Source organism: Streptomyces sp. NPDC053493 (genome assembly GCF_044544825.1).
In the GTDB taxonomy this organism is placed as follows: Bacteria; Actinomycetota; Actinomycetes; order Streptomycetales; family Streptomycetaceae; genus Streptomyces.
This window is the reverse complement of the sequence record NZ_JBITXS010000005.1, coordinates 151,945-173,753: the sequence shown is the minus strand read 5'-3', so window position 1 is coordinate 173,753 and position 21,809 is coordinate 151,945. Positions and strand designations below refer to the sequence as shown.

19 protein-coding genes and 1 tRNA gene are annotated in these 21,809 nt (G+C 74.4%); 3 read left to right on the top strand and 17 right to left on the bottom strand.

Annotation, left to right across the window (positions count from 1 at the left end; all coding sequences use genetic code 11):
• Positions 1–21 precede the first annotated feature (21 nt).
• From ACIGO8_RS17045 to ACIGO8_RS17035, 3 genes are all read right to left on the bottom strand, one after another.
• On the bottom strand, positions 22–612 hold the full coding sequence (locus tag ACIGO8_RS17045) for a lytic polysaccharide monooxygenase (protein ID WP_399730508.1): 591 nt from the start codon (positions 610–612) through the stop codon (positions 22–24).
• 237 nt (positions 613–849) lie between these two features.
• On the bottom strand, positions 850–3,231 hold the full coding sequence (locus ACIGO8_RS17040) for an SPFH domain-containing protein (protein ID WP_399730505.1): 2,382 nt from the start codon (positions 3,229–3,231) through the stop codon (positions 850–852).
• Positions 3,232–3,591: 360 nt separating this feature from the next.
• On the bottom strand, positions 3,592–5,118 hold the full coding sequence (locus ACIGO8_RS17035; protein ID WP_399730502.1) for a peptidoglycan-binding protein: 1,527 nt from the start codon (positions 5,116–5,118) through the stop codon (positions 3,592–3,594).
• A gap of 183 nt (positions 5,119–5,301) precedes the next feature.
• Between ACIGO8_RS17035 and ACIGO8_RS17030 the strand changes: the two genes are divergently transcribed.
• Positions 5,302–5,375, top strand: a tRNA-Lys gene (locus tag ACIGO8_RS17030).
• A 218-nt stretch (positions 5,376–5,593) separates the two neighbouring features.
• On the opposite strand, the gene ACIGO8_RS17025 is transcribed toward ACIGO8_RS17030, so the two are convergent.
• The 13 genes from ACIGO8_RS17025 to ACIGO8_RS16965 form a co-directional block, all read right to left on the bottom strand.
• Positions 5,594–6,238: a class F sortase gene (locus ACIGO8_RS17025; protein ID WP_399730500.1), complete on the bottom strand. Its 645-nt coding sequence runs from the start codon at positions 6,236–6,238 to the stop codon at positions 5,594–5,596.
• Positions 6,239–6,242: 4 nt separating this feature from the next.
• Entirely contained in the window at positions 6,243–6,911 is a 669-nt protein-coding gene (locus ACIGO8_RS17020) for a hypothetical protein (RefSeq protein ID WP_399730498.1), read from the bottom strand.
• Positions 6,912–6,996: 85 nt separating this feature from the next.
• Complete coding sequence (locus ACIGO8_RS17015) at positions 6,997–7,776, bottom strand: HAD-IIA family hydrolase (protein WP_399730495.1); 780 nt, start codon at positions 7,774–7,776, stop codon at positions 6,997–6,999.
• A gap of 80 nt (positions 7,777–7,856) precedes the next feature.
• Positions 7,857–9,401 carry an alkaline phosphatase family protein gene (locus ACIGO8_RS17010; protein ID WP_399730493.1) on the bottom strand — a complete coding sequence of 515 codons (1,545 nt, stop codon included), beginning with the start codon at positions 9,399–9,401 and terminating at the stop codon, positions 7,857–7,859.
• Between the two features lie 164 nt (positions 9,402–9,565).
• Positions 9,566–10,633 (bottom strand): 2-aminoethylphosphonate ABC transporter substrate-binding protein, encoded by a 1,068-nt coding sequence (locus tag ACIGO8_RS17005; RefSeq protein WP_399730489.1) that lies wholly within the window; start codon positions 10,631–10,633, stop codon positions 9,566–9,568.
• A gap of 67 nt (positions 10,634–10,700) precedes the next feature.
• On the bottom strand, positions 10,701–11,498 hold the full coding sequence (locus ACIGO8_RS17000) for an ABC transporter permease (RefSeq protein ID WP_399730486.1): 798 nt from the start codon (positions 11,496–11,498) through the stop codon (positions 10,701–10,703).
• Positions 11,485–12,423: a 2-aminoethylphosphonate ABC transporter permease subunit gene (locus tag ACIGO8_RS16995; protein WP_399730483.1), complete on the bottom strand. Its 939-nt coding sequence runs from the start codon at positions 12,421–12,423 to the stop codon at positions 11,485–11,487. The genes ACIGO8_RS17000 and ACIGO8_RS16995 overlap by 14 nt, the downstream gene beginning before the upstream one ends.
• Positions 12,416–13,471, bottom strand: a complete 1,056-nt coding sequence (locus ACIGO8_RS16990; protein WP_399730480.1) for an ABC transporter ATP-binding protein — start codon at positions 13,469–13,471, stop codon at positions 12,416–12,418. The genes ACIGO8_RS16995 and ACIGO8_RS16990 overlap by 8 nt, the downstream gene beginning before the upstream one ends.
• Positions 13,468–14,154, bottom strand: coding sequence for a phosphonatase-like hydrolase (locus ACIGO8_RS16985; RefSeq protein WP_399730478.1), 687 nt, complete (start codon positions 14,152–14,154; stop codon positions 13,468–13,470). The genes ACIGO8_RS16990 and ACIGO8_RS16985 overlap by 4 nt, the downstream gene beginning before the upstream one ends.
• Positions 14,155–14,161: 7 nt before the next feature.
• Positions 14,162–15,283: a TIGR03364 family FAD-dependent oxidoreductase gene (locus ACIGO8_RS16980; protein ID WP_399730476.1), complete on the bottom strand. Its 1,122-nt coding sequence runs from the start codon at positions 15,281–15,283 to the stop codon at positions 14,162–14,164.
• Between the two features lie 175 nt (positions 15,284–15,458).
• Positions 15,459–16,226: a GntR family transcriptional regulator gene (locus tag ACIGO8_RS16975; RefSeq protein ID WP_399730473.1), complete on the bottom strand. Its 768-nt coding sequence runs from the start codon at positions 16,224–16,226 to the stop codon at positions 15,459–15,461.
• Positions 16,227–16,287: 61 nt separating this feature from the next.
• On the bottom strand, positions 16,288–17,184 hold the full coding sequence (locus ACIGO8_RS16970; protein WP_399730470.1) for a hypothetical protein: 897 nt from the start codon (positions 17,182–17,184) through the stop codon (positions 16,288–16,290).
• Positions 17,185–17,343: 159 nt separating this feature from the next.
• Positions 17,344–18,726 carry an ROK family protein gene (locus ACIGO8_RS16965; protein ID WP_399730467.1) on the bottom strand — a complete coding sequence of 461 codons (1,383 nt, stop codon included), beginning with the start codon at positions 18,724–18,726 and terminating at the stop codon, positions 17,344–17,346.
• Positions 18,727–18,782: 56 nt separating this feature from the next.
• On the opposite strand from ACIGO8_RS16965, the gene ACIGO8_RS16960 reads away from it, so the two are divergent.
• Positions 18,783–19,862, top strand: a complete 1,080-nt coding sequence (locus ACIGO8_RS16960) for a Gfo/Idh/MocA family oxidoreductase (RefSeq protein ID WP_399730465.1) — start codon at positions 18,783–18,785, stop codon at positions 19,860–19,862.
• Complete coding sequence (locus ACIGO8_RS16955) at positions 19,859–20,359, top strand: heme-degrading domain-containing protein (protein WP_399730463.1); 501 nt, start codon at positions 19,859–19,861, stop codon at positions 20,357–20,359. Before ACIGO8_RS16960 ends, ACIGO8_RS16955 begins: the two co-directional genes overlap by 4 nt.
• On the opposite strand, the gene ACIGO8_RS16950 is transcribed toward ACIGO8_RS16955, so the two are convergent.
• Positions 20,331–21,749, bottom strand: coding sequence for a choice-of-anchor A family protein (locus tag ACIGO8_RS16950; protein ID WP_399730461.1), 1,419 nt, complete (start codon positions 21,747–21,749; stop codon positions 20,331–20,333). The two genes, ACIGO8_RS16955 and ACIGO8_RS16950, sit on opposite strands and share 29 nt — an antisense overlap.
• Between the last annotated feature and the right edge of the window lie 60 nt (positions 21,750–21,809).

The window sequence follows — 21,809 nt, the reverse complement described above, 5'->3', positions numbered from 1 at the left end:
GGGATGGTAGCTGACGACCTGTCAGAACTGAACGTCCGAGCACGCGTAGAAGGCGTTCCCGGTGTCCGCGATGGTCCACACCGCCAGGATCAGATGACGGCCGGTCTTGCCCGCCGGGATGGTCCCGGAGTGCGAGAGGGTCGAGGGCGGCTGCTGGTTGTTGTAGGGGACGACCAGGAAGGGCTGGATGTCGAGGTCGGCCCGGGTCAGGGTCTTGGCGCCGGTCCAGCCGTTCTTGGTGATGTAGTAGCGGAAGTCCGTGGTCGCGTGGCGGGCGGTGAACTGCCAGCGGAAGGTGTAGCTCTGGCCCGCGGTGACCTTGGTGGTGGGCCAGGCGCCGTTGCGGGGTGCGTCGAGCTGCGCGAAGCGGGAGTTCCCGCCCGCGCAGATCTTCCCGTCGGCCGGCCCGGCGGCCGGGAAGCCCTTCGGGCCCTCGACCGACTGCGGCTCCCACTGGATGTCGCCGCAGTTGGACACGGTGCCGTTCTGGCAGAGCTTCTGCCGGCTGATCGGCGAGTCGGTGTAGCCGTGGCCGCTCGCGCCGGTGGTGGCGAGGAGTGAGGCCGCGGCGATGCCGAGCGTCACGACCGCCGCCCCTGTCTTTTTGCGCATGCTGTCGCTCCAGGAGAACGTGGGGGAGTTCTGTGGGCTGTGCCGCACGCGTGCGGTGGTACGAATTCCGGTCGAATTCAGGTCTAGACCAAGTCCCAAGGTAGGGACGGACGTTGGCCGTGTCCATACCGGTGACGCATGTCCCTGCCGGCGACGGGGATACGCGGCGGAGCCCCGGCCGAGCGATCGGCAGGGGCTCCGGGAGCGGGGCGGCGGGCGCGGTGAGGGCGCCGCGGATCAGGCGCCCTCCGCCGGGACCGTGCGGCCCGTGTAGAACGCCACCGTCAGATCCTTCACCAGCGCCTTGCGCTCGTAGTCGTCCAGCTCCACCAGACCGCGCGTGGTCAGCCGGTGCACCACGTCGTCCACCGCGTCCACCACCGAGGTGAGCACACTGTCCCGGTGCTTCGCGTCGAGCGCCGCGATCCGGCTGCGCTGCATCGCCGCGGCGACCTCGGGCGCGTACTCGATGCGCGTCGGCTGCGCCGAGAACACGTCGATCCCGACCGGCGCGCACTCCGCCGACAGCACCCGGGTCAGCGCCTCGCCGACCGCCTCCGCGTCGCGCAGCGTCGGCGCGTCCTCGTGGAACGCGTCCGCCGGCAGCTGCGACAGCACCCGCGCCATCGCCGCCTCCACCTGCTCGCGCAGATACTCCTCATGGCCCTCGACACCGAGCGCGGCGCGCACCGTGTCCCGGATCCGCCAGACCACCAGGACCACGACGTTCAGCGCCGTGCCCCTCGCGTCGACGGCGGGCAGCGGTTCGCTGCGCCAGTGCCGGAGCCGTACGTCCACCCGGCGGCGCAGCAACAGCGGGCTCACCCAGAGCAGGCCGGTGCGGCGGACGGTGCCGCGGTAGTCACCGAAGAGGGAGAGGACGAGCGCGTAACCGACCCGGCCGCGGCCGAGACCGCCCAGGAAGAAGAGGGTGAGCAGCACGCCGAGGGCGAGCAGCGCCCACTGGCCGAGGTGGATGCCGTGGTACGGGCGGGACGGCAGGCGCAGCATCCGGGCGGCCTCGGCGGGGACGGCCCCGACGTACCAGACGACCACCGCGCACGCGGCGAGCGCGAGCCCTCCGCCGACCGCCCCGACCCACCCGGGCAGCACCGGCCCGGCCCGCTCGACCAGCTGGGGATCGGCGGTCGGGGCGGGGCGGGCGGGTGTGCGCGGGGCCGCCTGGCGGGCGTTCAGGGCCTTCGCCTGCGCCTGCGCCTGCGCCTTGGTCGGCGGCTTGATCGGCGCCTTCGTCTTGGGTACGGGCACGGTGGCCGGCCCGCCGTCGTCCGGCTCCTCCCGGAACAGCAGGTGCACCGGGATCGAGCCCGTGCTCTCCGTCCCGATCACCGTCCGTCGGCGCGCCCGCTGCGCGGCCTCGCCCACCTGCGTGGACGCCGCCACGGGCACGGCGACGGCCTTGACCGGCACACCGGCGATCCAGCCGAAGTCGACGGGGCCGCCGGTGGGGACGGTACGGCGGGGACGGGCGGCGCCGCTCCGGGCGCCGGCGCTGCGTGCCACGGGGTCGCCCTTCACGTCCGAGGCGGGACGTCCCGCCTCGGCGGGTGCGGCGCCGGGCTTCGCGTCCGCGCGCGGAGCGACGGGGTCCGCGGGCGCGGAGCCGTTGCCGGGTACGTGGCCGGGTGCCGCGCCGGGGCCGGGTGCCGCGCCGGGGCCGGGGCCGGATGCCGCGCCGGGGCCGGGGCCGGATGCCGCGCCGGGGCCGGATGCCGCGCCGGGGCCGGATGCCGCGGCGGGGCTGGGTGCCGGGCCGGGGCCGGGTGCCGCGCCGGGGCTGGGTGCCGGGCCGGGGCTGGGTGCCGCGGCGGGGCTGGGTGCCGGGCCGGGGCTGGGTGCCGGGCCGGGGCTGGGTGCCGCGCCGCGGGTGGCCGGGCCGTCGGCGCCGGGCGCTTCGGGCCACACGTCCGGCGTGCCGGTTGCCCCGGCGGAGCCCTCGGCGGGCCCGGCGGGAGACTCCGGCCTCACCTCCGGGCCGTCCGTCGTGCTGCGGACAGGCGGCGCCTGCGGCGTGGCGAGGCGGTCGGCGCTCGGCGGCAGGAGCTGGCGTACGGCGTGAGGTACGACCTTGGGACTGAGGCGCACCGCGCCCGCCACGGCGGCGGCCGGCGGGGCGGGTCTGCCCTCGACTCCGCCCTCGGCTCTGCCCTCGCCCGTGTCCACGGGTGCCACGGCAGAGGCCGCCGGCACACCGTCACCCGAACCCGCGGCCGGAGCGCCCCGCTCGGCGGCCAGGCCGACGTCCGCGCCTCCGGAACCGGCCGGCGGCGAGACGGCCCCGGCGCCGGCACCGACAGGAACGCCGTCGGCGGCGGGCGGCACGCCCGGACGCCCGGCACCCTCGGAACCGAGGGGCGCCGCCTCCGTGGCCGGCGCGGCACGGTCGCCCGCGTCCGTCGCCGTCACCGTCACCGGCGCCGTCACCGGCGAGGCGGCCGGGCCGGCATCGGTGGCGACGGCACCGGCAGCCGGACCCGCGGCCGGCGCGACCTGCGAGGCGGCCGGGCCGTCGCCGACGCCTCCGGAACCGACCGGCGCCACGCCCACCGTCACCGGCGGCGTGATGACGCCGACGCCGCCCGCTCCGACCGCCGCCACCGCCGGCGCACCGTCACCCGAGCCCCCGTCCGTCGCCGTCTCCGAGGCGGCCGGTGCTGTGGCGGCAGCCGCGGCAGCAACGGGTCCCGGTGCGGACGGGGCAGACGGGGCGGACGGGGCAGACGAGGCAGACGAGGCAGACGGGGCGGACGGGGCAGACAAGGCTGACGGGGCGTCCGGAGTGGTGTCGGCGGAGGGCGTCTGTTCTCCGGGGTCGCCCGGCGGGCCGCCGCTGGGGCGTAGGCGGAGGCCCGTGGTGAGGCGGCGGGCCGTGCGGGCTGCGTCGCGGGTGGCGGCGGGGCCGGGGTCCGGGGGGTTCGGGGTCGATGGCGTCATGCGGTTCACCTCATGTGCTCGGGGTCATCGGAACAAGCGCCGCCAGGTCTCCGGGCCCGGGTAGCCGTCGGCCGCGCCGCCGCGCCAGCCCTGGGCCCGCTGGAAGGCCTCGACGTTGCGGCGGTCCGCCTCCGTCCAGCGCGGACCGGGGCCCGACACGTAGTGCCCGCCGAAGCCCCGCTTCACCAGTTGTTTGCCCAGCTTCTCCACATATGCGTTGGACTGGCCCGGACGGAAGTAGCCACGCCCGGGGAAGCCGCTCGCAGTTGCGCTCGACCCGCCCGAACCACTCGAACCGCCGATGTCCTTGCCCTGGCCGTTCACGAGCAGCGCCCAGGTGTGCGGCCCGGGCAGCCCGTCCGCCTCGCCGCCCTTCCAGCCCTGGGCCCGCTGGAAGGCCTGGGTGGCCCGGCGGTCCGCCTCGCCCCAGCGCGGGCCCGGGCCCTGGCTGTAGTACTTCTTGCCGCCCCGCGCGACGAGGAGCCTGCCGAGCTGGGTGACGTACGCGTTGTTCGCGCCGGGGCCGAACAGCGCGGTGCCCGGGTACGGCGTGGCCGTCGAGGCCGGTCCGGCCTCGCCGGTGCCGCCGCTCACCACGCCCTTGTAGCGGTAGGCGACGTAGCGGTCGGAGTTCTCCCAGTACGCGAGCGGCGTCGCCTGCTTCCGCGTGCGCGGTTTGGTCTGCTCGTAGGCGATGTAGGCGGTGTGGGTGTAGTCCGTCCACCCGCCGAAGATCGTCACGTGCGAGCCGCGCGTCGGGTTGGCCGGGTTGTGGAAGAGCAGGATGTCGCCGGGCTGGAGCTCGGTGCGGTCGATCCGCTCGGCGAACCGGTCGAGGCTGCCGGTCCACTCGTTGCTGCGGAGGTTCCAGGCCATGGAGATGTAGCCGGAGCAGTCCTGGCGGTAGCCGTCGGTCCAGTACCGCTCCATGGAGTACGGGACGCCGGACGCGACCCACTTCTTCGCCCGGTTGATGATCTCGGCCCGGGTGGACTTGCGCAGGGACTCGGTGGAGACCTGACTGGTCGTCGGGGACGCGTCCGGCGACGGCACGGTGCCGGTGCTCGGGCCCGGGCCGGGCGCCCCGTGCAGCGGCCCTCTGCCGCCCTGCGGCGTCTCCGGCCCCGGCCCACCGCCGGGCTCGGCCACCGGGTAGGTGACCGGGTCGGCGACAGGTTCCGCGATCGGCTCGGCCATGGGGTCGGTGATCAGTTCGTCGATCGACGCGTCGACCGGGCCGGCGACCGGCCCGGCGACCGGCTCGGCGACCGGCACGTCGACCGGGTCGGTGAACGCTTCCGGGACCGGGCCGGTGGCGCGGCCCGTCAGGCCCGCCGCGGCCGCCGCGTCCGCGCCGGCCGCTCCCGCCCCACCGCCCAGGACCACTCCCGCCGCCGTCACCAGGACCAGCGCGCGACGGGTGCCGTGCGCGGCCGGGTGGCCGCCCGCCCGTACGGGAAGGCCCAGGGCGAGGTCGCGGCGCCGCTGGGCGCAGCCGGGGCAGCCGCAGTCGGCCGCGGGCTCGATTTCTTCGAAGACCGGCACACTCATGCGTTCCCCTCCACACTCGTCAAGATCTTTTGGCGCTCTTGCACGGGCGTCAGCTTCTCAACTGTCGGGACATATCGCATTTTGACGTATCGAAGGCTCAATACGACCATCCGACAGGCCGGGCGGGGTCGTAAATGGTCAGGAGCACGGTCGGACGTCCTGTAGAGTTATCGATGTCAGCAGGCGCCGCTAGCTCAGTTGGTTAGAGCAGCTGACTCTTAATCAGCGGGTCCGGGGTTCGAGTCCCTGGCGGCGCACGCGAAGGCCGAGGCCCTTCACCACACGGTGAAGGGCCTCGGTCGTTTCCCGCGCATCCCTTACAGTGAGCGGATCCCGACCTCCCGCGCCGGCTCCGGGCTCCTCCCGCGGTCCGTGAGCCCGCGGTCGAGGACCGGACCGGCCGACGGCCGGCGGCTCGCGCCCCCGTCGGCCGGCCCCCGGTCCCCACTCCCCCGGCCCTCCGCTCCCGCACTCCTCAGCCGCGCACGCCCGTCAGATACGCGGAGACGACCACGTTCGCCGTATAACTACGGGTCTCGGGGTCGAAGGTGCCGCCGCAGGTGATCAGGCGCAGTTCGGCGCGGCCGGGCTGCCGTGGGCCGTAGGCCCGGCGGGCGTCGAAACCGTCCCTCGGGACGACCTGGACGTCGTCGATCGTGAATTCCGCGACGCTTCCGTCCGAACGGGTCACGGCCACCGTCTCGCCGGGGCGTGCCGCGCTCAGTCCGTAGAAGACGGCGGGGCGGGTCTCGGTGTCGACGTGGCCGACCAGGAGCGCGGGGCCGGCCGCGCCGGGGCGGGTGCCGGCGTCGTACCAGCCGACCGTCTGCGCGCTCTCGTACGGCGGCGGGTCGATCGCCCCGTCCCCGTCCAGCCCGCGGGGCACCACGGGCGCGGAGATCCCGAGCGACGGGACGGCCACCCGGCGCGGCGGGGCGGGCTCCAGCGGACTGTGTGCCGGGGGCAGCGGTACGCCGGGCGGGCGGCCCACGGCGGCGATGTCGCCGGTGGTCGGGCCGGAGGCCGCGCCGGGGCCGTCGGCGCCGTCCCGGCCCCAGGCCCACAGGCCGAGCAGCAGCACCGCCCAGGCCGTTCCGGTCAGCGCGCGACCGGAGGACACGCGGTCAGTCCGTGCCCGGAGCGGAACCGGAACCCGGCCCGGAGCCCGAGCCCGCACCCGCACCGGCTCCCGCTCCCGCTCCTTCGCCGCCTCGGCGACGGGCGCTGCGGAAGGCGACGGAGACGGCCGCCACGGCGGCCAGGCCCAGGCCCATGAGGGTGTACGGGGTGCCGAGGCCCTCCTCGGCGGCCGTCTGCGCCATGCCAGGGGCGGCCGGGGCCGCGAAGACGGCCGCACCGCCGCCGCCCGCGTGGACGGGCGCGATCGGGGACGGGTGATGGGTGGGCTGGTGCGTCGGGTGGTGCGTCGGCTCGTGGTGCCGCTTGACGTGCACGGTGCCCACGTCGCGGTGGCGGTGCCCGTCGCAGGTCACGCTGACCTTGTACGTGCCCTCGTCGAGCTCGCGCTTGAGGGTGGTGTCGCCGAACAGCGGGCTCTTGCCGCCGTCGCGCCCGGTGAGCTCGGCCTCCGCCGCGAACGCCGGGGACGTGGCGGCGCCGGTGGTGCCCTTGCAGCCGGTGACGCGGATGTCGACGTCGGCACCGGGCGAGGCGTCGGCCGGCGTGACGGTGGCCTGGACGCCGTCGTGGGCGAGGGCGGTGCCCGCCGTGGGCGCGAGCACCAGAACCACGGCCGCTCCCGCGGCACGCAGAGCGATGGGACCTGAACGCATGGTGACCTCCTGCTCTGCAGGGTCACCCGGTTCGGTCCCTTTCGCATCCCCGGACGGCCGATCAGGGGTCCGGCCAGGACCTTCGTCAGACGCGCTCGACCAGGTCAGCGATCGACTTGACGACCTTCGACGGGCGGAACGGGAAGCGGTCGATCTCCGCCTCCGTGGTCAGTCCGGTCAGCACCAGGTAGGTCTGCATGCCCGCCTCCAGACCGGCCAGGATGTCGGTGTCCATCCGGTCGCCGATCATCGCGCTGGTCTCGGAGTGGGCGCCGATCGCGTTGAGGCCGGTGCGCATCATCAGCGGGTTCGGCTTGCCCGCGAAGTACGGCTCCTTGCCGGTCGCCTTGGTGATCAGCGCGGCGACCGAGCCGGTGGCCGGCAGCGGGCCCTCCAGGGACGGGCCGGTCTCGTCGGGGTTGGTGCAGATGAAGCGGGCGCCGGCGTTGATGAGCCGGACCGCCTTGGTCATGGCCTCGAAGGAGTACGTGCGGGTCTCGCCGAGGACCACGTAGTCCGGGTCGTGGTCGGTGAGCACGTAGCCGATGTCGTGCAGCGCGGTGGTGAGGCCGGCCTCGCCGATGACGTACGCGGTGCCGCCGGGCCGCTGGTCGTCGAGGAACTGGGCGGTGGCGAGCGCCGAGGTCCAGATGTTCTCGACCGGGACGTGCAGGCCCATGCGGGCGAGCCGGGCGTGCAGGTCGCGCGCGGTGTAGATCGAGTTGTTGGTGAGGACCAGGAAGGGCTTCCCGGTGTCCCGCAGCTTCGCGAGGAACGCGTCGGCACCGGGGATCGGCACGCCCTCGTGGATGAGGACGCCGTCCATGTCGGTGAGCCAGGATTCGATCGGCTTGCGCTCTGCCATGGGTGCGGGACTCCTGCCGTACGAACGTGCTGTGTGCTGGGGGCGACGCGACGACGCTGTGGCGACGCCCCCAGCCTAGGTCAGGAAGTGCTGACCTTGACCCCGTCGATCACCCAGTACCAGTTGTTGGACCCGGTGTAGCGGAAGCGGAAGCTGACGTTCGAGGCGCCGGCCGGCACGGCGACCGTGACCGACTGGGGCTGCGAGACGACGTCCGCCGTGTAGCTCTTGACCACCGTCGGCGTGCCGCCGTTGAAGGAGGCGAGGATCTGTGCGGTCTGGGCGCCCTCCTGGCGGTAGAGGGTGGTGAAGTCCAGGGTGACCCGGGCCGCGCCGGTCACCGCGTACGCCGGGCTGACCAGCGTGGAGTCGTACGTGCCGGAGAAGGTCTTGTCGGCCCATTCGTCGGAGTCGGCGACGGCGAACACGCCCCGGGCGCGGACGTTGAGCTCGCGCCACTGGTCGCGCTGGCTGCGGGACCAGAACTCGTCGGTGGCGAAGGCCCAGCCGCGCCACTCGGTCACACCGCCGGTGCCCATGGCGTTGTTGATGACGGACCAGCCGCTGGGCGCGGTGTGGGTGAAGCCGAGGACGCCGGCCGGGATGCCGGTCTCGTCGACCCGGCCGGAGAGGGACGGATAGAGGGCCTCGAAGGGGTCGGTGGAGCGGTCCTGGACCGGCTTGCCGTCCAGGCCCCAGGCCGGGTCGGGCGTGATGCCGAGCTGGCGGAAGACGGTGGCGGCGACGTCGACGAGCCGGGTGTCGACGGGGCGCGCGCCGGCCGCGATGCCGGGGCCCTGGGCGAGGACGAAGGTGCGGCGCTCCTCGATGCTGGAGCCGCCGTGGCCGCCGGCGTCGGTGTGGCCGTGGTCGGTGGCGACGATGACGGTCCAGCGCTCGGTGGCGTACGAGGGCCGGGCCTGGATCGCGGCGACGAGGCGGCCGAGGTAGCCGTCCTGGACGTCGATGGCGTCGAGGTACTTCTGGCTGGCGGCGCCGTAGGTGTGCCCGATCTCGTCGGTCTCGCCGAAGTAGACGAAGAGGACGTCGGGGTTCTGGTTGCGCAGCACGTCCTCGGTGATCTCGGTGATCTGGAGGTCGTTGACGGCGTAGTCGTTGTTGTAGACGACCTTGGCGTCGGCGCCGGGCGTGACGGTGCCGTAGGTGTCGAGCTCGGGCCAGTCGACGGCGGCGAAGAGGGAGAGGTCGGGCCGGACCTGGTGGAGGCGGGCGAGGAAGCCGGGATAGGTGCCGTAGTTGCGGCCGGTGAAGGTGTTGTCCTTCACGCCGTGCTTGTCGGGCCACACGCCGGTGGAGATGGTCGACCAGCCGGGGCCGGAGGAGGTGGCGGCCATGGGGTTGGCGTAGAGGAGCGAGCGGCCGTAGGTGCCGTTGGCCATCAGGGACTTGAGGGTGGGCGCCTTGGCGGCGTCGATGCGGTCGTGGCGCAGGCCGTCCATGCCGACGACGAGCACCTTGTCCTTGCTGGTGCCGTTGGGGAGCGTCGGGGCGGCGCCGGCGGCGGCCTGGGCGGTGGGAGCGGTCGCGAGGCCGGTGGCGGCGACGGCGGCGGTGGCACCGGCGGCGGCGAGCACGGTGCGGCGGGATATGCCGGTGAGCGGCATGTCGGGATCCTCCGGGGGGAAGGGGGTCGCAACTTTTTCGGGTCGTCGCATGCCAACGCCCCTGATTCCTCAGGGGCGTTGAGCTTTGGTCCGTACCCGTTATCTTTCCGCGACACTCCGGCGGGACGGAAGAGACGTGCGGTGAACTCTTGGGCCGAGCCGGGTTAGCTTCCGGTGGCGGACTTCCACGCGTCGACGTACGCCGTCAGGTTCTTGTCGATGTCGGACCAGTCCGGCTCGAAGACCTCGACGCCCTCCATCAGCTTGCCCAGCTCGATCGCGTTGGCGTCGGTGGCCCGGACGTCCTTGCGGACGGAGAAGCCGCCGCCGACGGAGCTGACCTCGCGCTGCGCCTGCTCGCTCAGCATGAAGTCGAGGAGCTTCTTGCCGTTCTCGGTGTGCGGGGCCTTGTTCACCAGGCCGGCGGCGTAGGGCAGGGCGAAGGTGGTCGGCTTGCCGCCCTCCTTCGCGGGGAACCAGATGGCGAGGTTCGGCATGGACCGGGCCTGGGCGAAGTTCATCTGGACGTCGCCGTTGGCGACGAGGATCTCGCCCTTGTCGACCTTCGGCGCCAGCTTGGAGGTGGAGGAGGACGGTCCGACGTTGTTGGCCTGGAGCTTCTTCAGGTACTCCATCGCCGGCTCCTTGCCGCCGAAGTCGTGCATGGCCTTGATGAGCACGGCCGTGCCGTCGCCCGCGACACCCGGCGTCGAGTACTGCACCTTGTTCTTGTACGTGGCGTCGAGCAGCTGCTCCCAGGTCGTGGGCGCGGCCGGCAGCTCCTTCTTGTTGTGGATGAAGCCGAAGTAGTTGTTGACGACGGAGATCCACTTGCCGTCGTCGGCCTTGTCGATGCCGCCGACCATGTCGGCGTCCTTCGGCGTGTACGCCTGCAGCAGTCCCTTGGAGTCGGCCTGCTGGATGAACGGCGGCAGGGTGACGAGGACGTCGGCCTGGGTGTTGCTCTTCTCGCGGGCGGCGCGCTGCACCATCTCGCCGGAGCCGCCCTCCACGTACTCGACCTTGATGCCGGTCTGCTTCTCGAAGTCCTTGAAGACCTTGTCGTACCAGCCGTCGCCCGCCTCGCCCTTGAGGCCGTCGGCGCTGTAGACGGTGACGGTCTTCTCGTCGGAGGCGGCGGAGGTGCCGCCGCAGGCGGTGAGGCCGGCGGCGAGGGCGAGCGCGCCGGTGAGGGCGGCGATCGGCTTGAGGTGCTGGGTCGTCGTGCGCATGACGTCGTTCTCTCCTGGCGGTACGGGATGACCGGCGGCACGGGGATCGCCGGCGGTTCGGGGGCTGCTAGCGGTACGAGGCTTTGGTGCGGATGCGGGCGACCGCGAGCAGGACGAGCAGGGTCGCGGTCATGAGGACCACCGCGAGGGCGGACCCGGTGAAGAGCGAGCCGCGGTCCGTGGCCGTGAAGACGAGCACGGGCAGCGGCATCCAGTCCGGCGGGTAGAGCATCATCGTGGCGCTCAGCTCGCCCATGGACAGGGCGAAGCAGAGCCCCGCCGCCGCGTTCAGCGACGGCAGCAGGAGCGGCAGCCGCACCCGGAGCAGGACGTACGAGGGACGGGCGCCCAGACTGGCCGCCGCCTGTTCGTACATCGGGTCCAGACGCAGGATGGCGGCCGAAACCGACTGATAGGCGAACGCCGTGACAAGAACGGTGTGCGCGAGGATCACGATCCAGCGCGTGCCGTTCAGGAGCAGCGGCGGCTGCGAGAAGGCGACCAGGACGGCGAGGCCGACGACCACCGAGGGCACGGCCACCGGCAGCACGAACAGCGCGTCGACGACGCGGCGTCCGCGCCGGCCGAGCGCGGCCGCGGCGAGCGCCGCCCAGGTGCCGAAGGTCAGCGCGAGCAGGCTCGCGGTGAGCGCGGTGACCAGACTGGTGGTGAGCGCCTGGAGCGACTGGCCGCGCACGGCCGCCGTGTAGTGCCCGGCGGTCGGGCCGGTGGGGAAGGCGCCGGACCAGTGGGTGGAGAAGGAGGCGGCGAGGACGACGAGGAGGGGCAGGGCGAAGAGCGGCACGAAGAGGACCGCGAACAGGGCCCAGGAGCCCCAGCGCCCGGCACGGCTATGCACCAGCACGACGGCGCCTCCCTTCTGGGGACCGGCGCGGCCCTTGCCTGCCGCCGGACCTGGTCACGGCCCGGTAGACGGTGTAGAGGCCCACGGAGATCAGGACGTTGACGACGGCGACGACGCAGGCGGCCGCGTAGTCGGACTCGAGGATGGCCTTGCCGTAGACGAGCATCGGCAGCGTGGTGACGCCCTTGGCGCCGGTGAACAGGACGATGCCGAACTCGTTGAGGCACATGACGAGGACGAGGCTGCCGCCGGCGGCGAGCGCGGGCAGCGCCTCGGGCAGGATCACCCGGCGCACGATCCGCAGCGGGCGGGCGCCGAGCGAGGAGGCCACCTCCAGCTGGGCGGTGTCGAGCTGCGAGAACGCGGCGAGCAGCGGCCGCATCACGAACGGTGTGAAGTACGTGATCTCGGCGAGCAGCACGCCCCACGGCGTGGTCAGGAACTGGAAGGGCCCGTCGGCGGCGCCGGTCAGGTCCGTCCACAGCCCGTTGGCCATGCCGACCGTGCCGTACAGGAACAGCAGGGCGAGCGTGACGAGGAAGGACGGGAAGGACAGGAAGACGTCGATGAACCTCGCGACCGCCCGGCCGCCGGGAAAGGGCACGAAGGCGATGACGAGGGCGAGGACGAAGCCGAGGACGAGGCACCCGGCGGTGGCCGCGACGGCCAGCCAGACGGTGGTGACGAGCGCGTCCCGGAACGAGGTGGAGGCGAGGACCTGGGCGTACGCGCCGGGTGCGAAGGACTCGCGGACGACGAGGGCGAGGGGATAGAGGAAGGCGAGGGCGAGGGCGAGGACGGGCGGGGCGGCCCAGAGCAGGGCGGTGGGCACGCGTTCCGCCCGGGCGGACGGGGCGGACGGCGCGGGCGCGGTCACCGGCGCGGGCGGCGACGCCTTCACGAGGGTGCCGCCCCGGCTAGCCATCGTTCACCCCCGCGGCGAGCAGCACCGCGTCCTCGCGCGCGAAGTGGAGTTCCACCTCGTCGCCCAGCGCGGGCGTGACGCGCAGCTCCCGCACGTCCGCCTTGAGCCGGTGGCCCGCGCCCACCTCCACGTACAGGCGGTGGGTGGCGCCGCGCCACTGGACCTCGGTGATCCGGCCGCGCAGGGCGTTGGGGCCGGGGCCGAGGCCGACGAGGTGGGGCCGCACGCACAGGGTGGCCGAGGCGCCGGGGACGGCTTCGGCGACCGGCACGTCGAGGCGGACGCCGTCGAGGAGGACGCCGTCCGCGCCGACCGTCACCGGCAGCAGGTTGGCGTTGCCGACGAAGGAGGCGGTGAACTCGGTGCGCGGCCGCCGGTACAGCTCCTGCGGCGTGCCGCAGTCCTGGAGCCGGGCCCGGTCCATGACGGCGATCCGGTCGGCGAGGGTGAGCGCCTCGACCTGGTCGTGGGTGACGTACAGGATGGACACCTCGGGCAGCTCGCGGTGCAGCCGGGCGAGTTCGGCGAGCATGCCGGAGCGCAGCTGGGCGTCGAGCGCGGACAGCGGCTCGTCGAGGAGCAGCACGTTCGGCCGGATGGCGAGGGCGCGGGCGATGGCGACGCGCTGCTGCTGGCCGCCGGAGAGCTCGCGCGGATAGCGCTTGGCGTAGGCGGCCATCCCGGTCATCTCCAGGGCCTCGGCGACCCGGCCGGGGATCTCGGCCTTGGGCGCCTTGCGCGCCTTGAGGCCGAAGGCGACGTTGTCCTCGACGCGCAGGTGCGGGAAGAGGGCGTACTGCTGGACGACCATGCCGATGCCCCGCTTGTGCGGCGGCAGGCCGGTGACGTCGCGGTCGCCGATGAACACCCGCCCGGAGGCGGGCCGGACGAATCCGGCGACGGCCCGCAGGGCGGTGGTCTTGCCGGAGCCGGAGGGCCCGAGCAGGGCCATGACCTCGCCGGGCTCGACGGTCAGGTCGAGCGCGTCGAGGACGGTGTTGCCGCCGTACGCGACGGTGACGCCGTCGAAGCGGATGCCGCTGGTCATGCCTCGTACTCCTCTATCAGCGCGGGCAGTTGCGCGACCGAGGCGAGGACGTGGGTGGCGCCGTGCTCCGTGAGCGCGGCCTCGTCGTGCGCGCCCGTCAGGACGCCCGCGACGATCCCGGCGCCGGAGCGGACGCCGCTGAGCATGTCGTACGAGGTGTCGCCGGCGACCGCGATCCGCCGGACGTCGTCGACGGCGCCGGTACGGAGCAGGGCGGCGAGCACCATGTCGGGACAGGGCCGGCCGCGGCCGCCCGCGTCGGCGGGGCAGAGGGTCAGCGCGACGAGCTCGCGCCAGCCGAGGGCGTCGAGGATGGCGTCCTGGGTGACCCGGGCGAAGCCGGTGGTGAGGACCACGGTCCGGCCCTGCTCGCGGAGGGCGGCGACGGCCTCGGCGGCGCCGGGCACGGGAGCGATCCTGCCCTGGGCGACCAGCTCTCCGTAGGCCTCCTCGAAGGCGACGTTGGCCTGCTGGGCGCGGGTCTCGTCACCGCCGAGGAGATGACGGAAGACGGTGATCTTGGACTCGCCCATGGTGGCGCGGACGTGGTCGATCATCGTGGCCGGGTCTTCGCCGAGGCGTTCGGCGGCGGCCGTGAAGGCCTGCTCGACGAGGCCGCCGTCGGCGACGGTGGTGCCGGCCATGTCGAGGACGACGAGGTTCATGGTGCGGGATGCGGACATGTGCGGTTCACCAGCCCAGTTCGTTCGCGGTGGTCTCGGCGATGGCGGGCGAGCAGGTCATGCCGCGGCCACCGGGTCCGGTCACCAGCCACACGCCGTCGCGCACCCGCTGGCGGTGGACGACGCGGCTGGTGTCGGTGCACTGCGCGTACACGCCCGCCCAGCGGCGGCGCACGCGCGGCAGCGGGCGGCCGAGGAAGGACTCGACCACGCGCGTGAGGTGCTCGTAGGGGTCTTCGAGGGTGTCGAAGGCGAAGGGATGCTCGTACTCGTGGGTGTCGCCGATGGTCAGTCCGCCGTCGAGGCGCTGCACCATCAGCAGCTGCATCCTGTGGGCGGCGGCCGTCGGGTCCTGCGCCTGGCCGGCGTTGAGCGCGTCCAGCGCGGGCGAGGCGTAGGCCGGGTAGTAGCGGAAGGAGTCGGCGTCGGCGACGGAGGTGGTGAGCGGCTCGCCGAGCGGGTCGGTCTGCATCATCTGGAGCCGCACCCGGCGGACCGGGATCTCGCCGGCGACCTCGCGGACCAGGCCGGACAGCCAGGCGCCGGTGCACAGGACGACGGCGTCGCCGGAGTGGGTGTCGCCGTGGTCGTCGCGCACCGCGTGCCCTCCGACGACCTCCCGCACCTCGCGGTGCGGCAGGAAGGTGTAGCGGCCGGTGGCCAGGAGGGCCTGGCGCAGGGCGAGCTGGGCGGTGCGCGGCTCGACGGCGGCGTCCCGCTCGCACCACAGGGCGGCGTCGAAGTCGCCGCGCAGCGCCGGGTTGACGGCCCGGGCCTCGGCCGGGGTGAGCAGCTTGTAGCCGCGGGCGGCGGCGTCCGGGCGGGCCAGGGCGGCCTCGGCGACGGCGCGTTCGAGCTCGCCGCGGACGGGAGTGAGCGAGCCGATGGCCCGGAAGCCGAGGCGGGGGACGCGGGCCCCGATGCCCTCCCAGAGTTCGCGGGCGCGCAGGGCGGTGTCGAGTTCCTCGCCGCCCGCCCGTCCGCTGACCCATATCTGGCCGAAGTTGCGGAGCGAGGCTCCGCGCGCCTCGGCCTCGCGCTCGATGTGGACGACCTCATGGCCGCGTTCGACTGCCTGCCAGGCGTGCATGGTTCCCACCACGCCGGCTCCTACGACGATCACCTTCATGACGGAAACGGTCGTGGGGACGGGTGTCCCCGACCGGTCGGGTGGGCGACGGGACGGTGAACGGCCCGACAAGCTTGGACTAGACCCGTTATCGTTCTGTGATATTCAAGGGTGGTCCTGGTCTCGGGACGGTCGGGGCGCGGCGGGAAGGCCTGCGGGCGGTCGGGCGTGGCGGTCAGCCCTGGCGGCCCAGGTGCGCCGTGAAGCTGAACCGGTCGCCGCGGTAGAGGGTGCGCACCCGCTCCAGGGGCCGGCCCGCCGTGTCCCGCGAGACACGGTGGATCAGCAGCATCGGCAGTGCGGGCGGAGTGCCGATGAGCAGCGCCTCGCGCGGGGTCGCGAGGACGGTCTCGATCCGCTCGTCGGCGTCGCCGAAGGAGATGCCCAGGCGGTCGTGCAGATAGGCGTAGAAGGAGGAGTCGGGATCGAAGTCGGTGTCCAGGCGCGGGGCGCGGGCCTCGGAGACGTATGTGCTCTCCAGGCCGACCCGCTCGTCGTCGGCGAGCAGCACCCGCTCCATGTGCCAGACGGGCTCGCCGCGCTTCACGCCGACCTCGGCCGCGAGGGCCTCGGGGCAGGGAAAGCGGTCGAGCGAGATGAGCGCACGGCCGGGGCGGCGACCCTGGCGGCGTACGCCCTCGGTGTAACTGGCGAGCGAGAGCGGCTGCTCCAGCTTCGGCCCCGCGACGACCGTGCCCCGGCCCTGCCGGCGCAGCCGCCCTTCGAGGAGCAGCTCGCGCAGGGCCTGCCGGACGGTCTCGCGCGACACCTCGTAGCGGACGGCGAGGTCGCGCTCGGTGGGCAGCAGGCCGCCCTCGCCCAACTCGTCGATGAGCGCGGCGACTTTCGCCTTCACGGCGTAGTACTTCGGGATGCGGCCGTGCGCGGGGATGCCGGAGTTGATGGGCGCGCCGGGAAGGTCGGGACTGCTGTGTTTCTCCACGCGGTGATCGTCGCAGACGGTGGTGAACGGAAAGGTGTACGCGGCGTGGCCGAGACACCCCCTAGGAGTGCCGGCGGCGGCGGTGGCGGGCGAGGGCGATGAGCAGGGCGCCCGCGGTGAGCAGGACGGCGGAGACCGGGGCGACGAAGCGGAGGGCGGATTCCCGTCCCGTACGGGCGATTTCGGGGATGCCGGGGACGGCGGTGGGTGGGGCGGCGCCGGGGACGGTGGGTCGGGCGGGGGCCGTCGGGTCCTTGGGCCGGTCGGTGCCCGGGAAGGTCTCGGCGCCTTCCGGGTCGGCCGGGCCGATGGTCAGCCGGTACTCGTCGGACGCGCCGACCCAGTCGCCGTCGTCGCCCTGCTTCTGGACGACGGCCGCGTTGACGACGATCTCGTCGGGAGCGGCGTCGGCGCTGAAGGAGAGGCGTACGGGGACGGTGAGGGTGTCGCGGGCGGGCACCGCGAAGCCGGGGAAGGGAGGGGAGGCGGGAGCCGAAGGCTGGGACGGGGATGCGGGTGGGGACGGGGATGAGGCGGAGACTGGAGGCGAGGCGGGGGTCGCGGGTGGCGGGGCGTCGAACACGCCGACGCTCTCGTCCTGGTCGGTGCTCTCGAAGGCGACGGGCCGCCACACGCGCGCCTCGGCGTCGTAGAACTCGGCCCTGATCTGGCTGGGCCGCAGCGCCCGTTCGCGGTCGGTGAGGACGAGCACGGGATGGACGCCGCGGCAGGCCTCGGCGGTGGTGTTGGTGAGGTCCAGGTGCCAGGTCCGGAAGTCGCCGCCGGCGGGATAGTCGGCCGGCCCGCCGCGGATGCGGGTGGCCAGCGGGAAGTCGGCGGCGTTCGCGACACCGCAGGCGGGCGCCGGCGCGGCGAGGGCCGGCGCCGACGGCAGCACCGCCGTGGTGGTGAGCGCGGCGGTCGTGGTGAGCGCGGCGAGTGCGGTGCGCGGTCGCATGGGACGGTGCCTTTGCTGCTCGCTGACGTACGGGACGCCCGCGACGCTGCCACGCGGGGCGGCCCCGTCCCGGCAGTGACGCGGCCGGACCCTCCGTACGCGCCGCCGATTCCGCCCGATCAGCGTATTTTCGTACCGACAGACCGGGCGGCGGCCCCGCTACTTGCCGAAGACCGGGGCGAGGATCAGATGGGCGGCGCCCTCCGCGACGGTGTCCGGGGTGGTGGCGACGGCCACGTCGGCCGGCAGGCCGAGCGCGGCGAGCACCTCGCGCGCGCCGCGGGCGTACGTCTCCGGGGCGGCGAGCACCTCGCGGCCGCCGAGCAGCACCCGGTCGATGTCGAGCAGCCGGACGAGGTTCGCCGCGCCGGTGCCGAGGACACGGGCCGCCTCCGCCAGGTCGCCGCGCGCGAGGGCCGTCAGGCACAGGACCTCCAGGCAGCCGCGCCCGCCGCAGTCACAGGGCGGCCCGTCGAGCTGCACGGTCTGGTGGCCGAGCTCCCCGGCGCCGGTCCTGCCGCCCCGCAGCACCGTCCCGCCGAGGACGAGGCCCGCGCCCAGGCCCGTACCGAGGTGGACGTACGCGAAGGAGTCGGGCGCGCCCGGGCGCAGGGCGAGGCCGAGGGCGGCGGCGTTGGTGTCCTTGTCGAGCACGACGGGCAGCCGGAGCCGGCGGCCCAGCTCCTCGCGGAGCGGGAAACCGTCCCACTCGGGAAAGCCGGTGACCCGTCCGGGCGTCCCGGCCCGGTGATCGAGCGGCCCGGGCATGGCGACACCGACACCGAGGACGTTGCCGGGGCGAGCACCTGAGGCGGAGGAGTCACGGGGTGCGGGCGCGTGGGAGGCGGACGCGGCCGAGGCGGAGGCCAGGGCATGCGGACCGGGTCCGGGCGTGCCACCGGGTCCGGGCGCGCCGCCGGATGCGGGCGCACCGCCGGATGCGGGCGCGCCACCGGGCCCGGGCGCGCCGCCGGATGCGGGCGCACCGCCGGGCCCGGGCGCGCCGCCGGATGCGGGCGCGCCGCCGGATGCGGGCGCACCGCCGGGCCCGGGCGCGAATCCGGAGACCGGGACGGCTGCGCCACCGGGTGCGGGTGCGTCGGAGGCGCGGGCCGCCGGGCCCGTCAGGGCCGCCACCTCGGCCACCGCCGTCGCGAGGACCGGTTCCGCGCCCGCGCCCAGGTCGAGCGGGGCGCGGCGGGTGGCGAGCCGGCTGCCCGCGAGGTCGAGGAGGACGACGGTGAGTTCGTCGCGGTCGAGGTGCAGGCCGATCGCGTACGCCGCCGCCGGGACGAGGCGCAGCGCCGTCGCCGGCTTGCCGCCCGTGGAGGCGCGGCGGCCGGCCTCCGCCGCCAGGCCCTCGGCGCGCAGCCGGGCGGTGATCTTGCTGACGGCCTGCGGGGTGAGGCCGGTGCGTTCGGCCAGTTCGGGGCGGCTGATGCCGTCCGGACCCGCCGTGCGCAGCAGATCGAGCACCAGCGCGGCATTGTGGCTGCGCAGCGCCGGCAGATTGGCCCCGGGCCCGCTCGTGTCGGTTCTCACCAGGTCATTGTGCCGGTCGCTTGCACTTTGGCAACAGCGTTGCCAAAGTGAGGAGCATGACCTCCCCCGCCACTCCCCTCCGCGTCGGGCTCGTCGGGTACGGACTCGCCGGCTCCGTCTTCCACGCCCCGCTGATCGCCGCCTCTCCCGACCTCGTCCTCGACACCGTCACCACCGGCAACCCCGAGCGCGCCGCCCAGGCCCGCGCCGAGCACCCCGGCGTCCGCGTCGTCGCCACCGCCGACGAGCTCCTCGCACGCGCCGACGAGCTCGACCTCGTCGTGGTCGCCTCGCCCAACAAGACCCACGTCCCGGTCGCCACCGCCGCCCTGGAGGCCGGGCTGCCCGTGGTCGTCGACAAGCCGCTCGCCGGCACCGCCGCCGAGGCCCGCGCGCTCGCCGCGCTCGCCGACGAGCGCGGGCTGCTGCTCTCCGTCTTCCAGAACCGGCGCTGGGACAACGACTTCCGCACCCTGCGCGCCCTCGTCGCCGACGGCGCCCTCGGCGAGGTCCAGCGCTTCGAGTCCCGCTTCGAGCGCTGGCGCCCGCGGCTCAAGGGCGGCTGGCGCGAGTCCGGCGCGCCCGAGGAGATCGGCGGACTGCTCTACGACCTGGGCAGTCACGTCGTCGACCAGGCCCTGGTCCTCTTCGGCCCGGCCGTCCGCGTGTACGCGGAGTCGGACGTGCGCCGGCCCGGCGCCGAGGCCGACGACGACACCTTCCTCGCGCTCACCCACGCGAACGGCGTCCGCTCCCACCTGTGGATGAGCGCCACCACCGCCCAGCTCGGGCCCCGTTTCCGCGTCCTGGGACAGCGGGCGGGCTATGTGAAGTACGGCCTCGACCCGCAGGAGGCCGCCCTGCGCGAGGGCCTGCGGCCGGAGCCCGGCAGCGCCTGGGGCGTCGAGCCGGAGGAGCTGTGGGGCCGGCTCGGCTCCGGCGAGTCCCCGCTCACCGGCGGCGGCACGCCGGTCGAGACCCTGCCCGGCGACTACCCGGCCTACTACGCGGCCGTCGCCGCCGCCCTGCGCGGCACCGGCGAGAACCCGGTCACGGCACACGAGGCGGCCGCCGCGCTCGACGTCCTGGAGGCGGCGCGCACGTCCGCCCGCGAGGGCGTGGTGGTGTCGCTGTGACCGGGACCGCCGAGAAGCCGGCAGAAGAGGTCGCCGAACTGGAGGCCCAGGAGGCCCGTCTGGTCCTGCCCCGCTTCACGTACGAGGACGCCTGGACGCTCGGCACGATCCTGGCCGGCCTCGCCCGGGAGCGGCGCGCGCCGGTCGCGATCGACGTACGGCGCGGGGCGCAGCAGCTGTTCCACTGCGCGCTGCCCGGGTCGAGCGCGGACAACGACGCCTGGATCGACCGGAAGCGGCGGGTGGTGGAGCGGTACGGCGCGAGCTCGTTCCTCGTCGGGGCCCGCTTCCGCGCCAAGGGCACGACGTTCGAGGCGTCCTCGCGCCTCGACCCGGACCGGTTCGCGGCGCACGGCGGCTCGTTCCCGATCACGGTCGAGGGCGCCGGCGTCATCGGCTCGGTCACGGTCTCGGGCCTCCCGCAGGCCGAGGACCACGCCCTGGTGGTCCTCGGCCTGGAACGGCTGCTCAGTTCTTACGGCGCCGCCGCCGGCTGACGGCCACGAGCACCGCGCCGGTGGCGGCGAGGCCGATGGCGGTGGCTCCCATGACGATCCGGCCGGTGGTCGATCCGGCGCCGGTACCGGGCAGTTCACCACGGCCGCGGCCGCCGGCCGTCGGAGTCGAGGACGGGGTGGGAGTCGAGGTTCGGGCCGGCGGAGGCGTCAGGGTAGGCGTGGCCGTGGATACGGAGCGGGGCTTGTCGTCGCCGCCCTCGGCGCCCGCACCCGCCGCACCGACCACCGCCGCGCCGGCTTCCGCGACCGCGCCGGCTTCCGCGCCTCCACCGCCCTCGCCGCCCCCACCGCCCTCGCCGCCGCAGGACGGCAGCTCGCCGTCGAAGGGATAGGCGTGGAGCGCCTCCGCGGCCTGCGTCAGCGAACCGCTCGTGTAGAAGCGCCCGTTCATGCCCGGCCCCGTCACCGTGGCCGTGCTCTCCCGGTCGGCGACGAGCACGCTGCCCTCGAACTGCCCGCCGCCCTCGAACACCACCTTCTTCGCGTCGGGGAAGTTCCAGAGCAGCCGCTCCCGCAGCCCCTTCGGGACGCCGTGGACGTCGGTGTCGATTCTCCGCTCCGCGCCGCGGACGTTGACGAGGACCGTCGCGCCGTCCGGGATCCGGGCGAACTTCAGGCGCTGCGGGCCGCCGGCCGCCGACTCCAGGTCGAAGTCGACGTCGAAGACCTGGAGCGCGGACTTCCCGTCACCCGTGAAGACGGTCTCGCCGCCCGTGTCGGCCGCCGTGCCGGTGGCGGCGCGCGGCCGGCCGTCGGCGTACGCGTAACACCGGCTGGCGGCCGTGAGCCGGGCCGGCAGGTTCTCGTACGGCCCGGCCGCCTCGGAGTCGGGGACGGACGCCGGGCCGACCGTGCCGGTCAGCGTGCCCCCGTACCGTACGACTCCGTGCGAGGCCTGTTCCGCGGCGAGCAGGCGCCGGCCTTCGGCGACGGTGACGTTCCCGCCGGCGGTGAGGAAGTCGGTGCCGTTGTCCGGCGGGACGCGCGAACCGACGCCCGCCACGCCCACGTGGTAGACCTCCGAGACGCCCGCGCGCTCGTCCACGTCCTCGGCGACGTCGACGTCGCCGAGGACCACGACCTTGCCCTCGGCCGCGGCCGCCGCCCCGCGGACGAGGAGGTCGCCGCCGACGAAGACGTTGAGATTGGCGTCGCGGCCGGCGACGGGGCCGGCGGTCACGTCCGGGTACGGGGCGGGGCAGCTGCCCGGCAGGCAGGGGCCGAGCCCGCCGGGCAGCGGTTCCGCGGAGGCGGCAGGAGGGACCGGGACGGCCAGGACGCCGACGAGCGCGGCGGCTCCGACGGCGGCGGCCACGGCGGGGCGGGCGGAAAGGAGCGGGCGAGGGCGGTTCGTTCCATGTGCGCGCATATGCGGCAATATGCAGAATGCCGCAGCCGGAGGCGACGGCCCCACGCGCGGCGCGCGAGG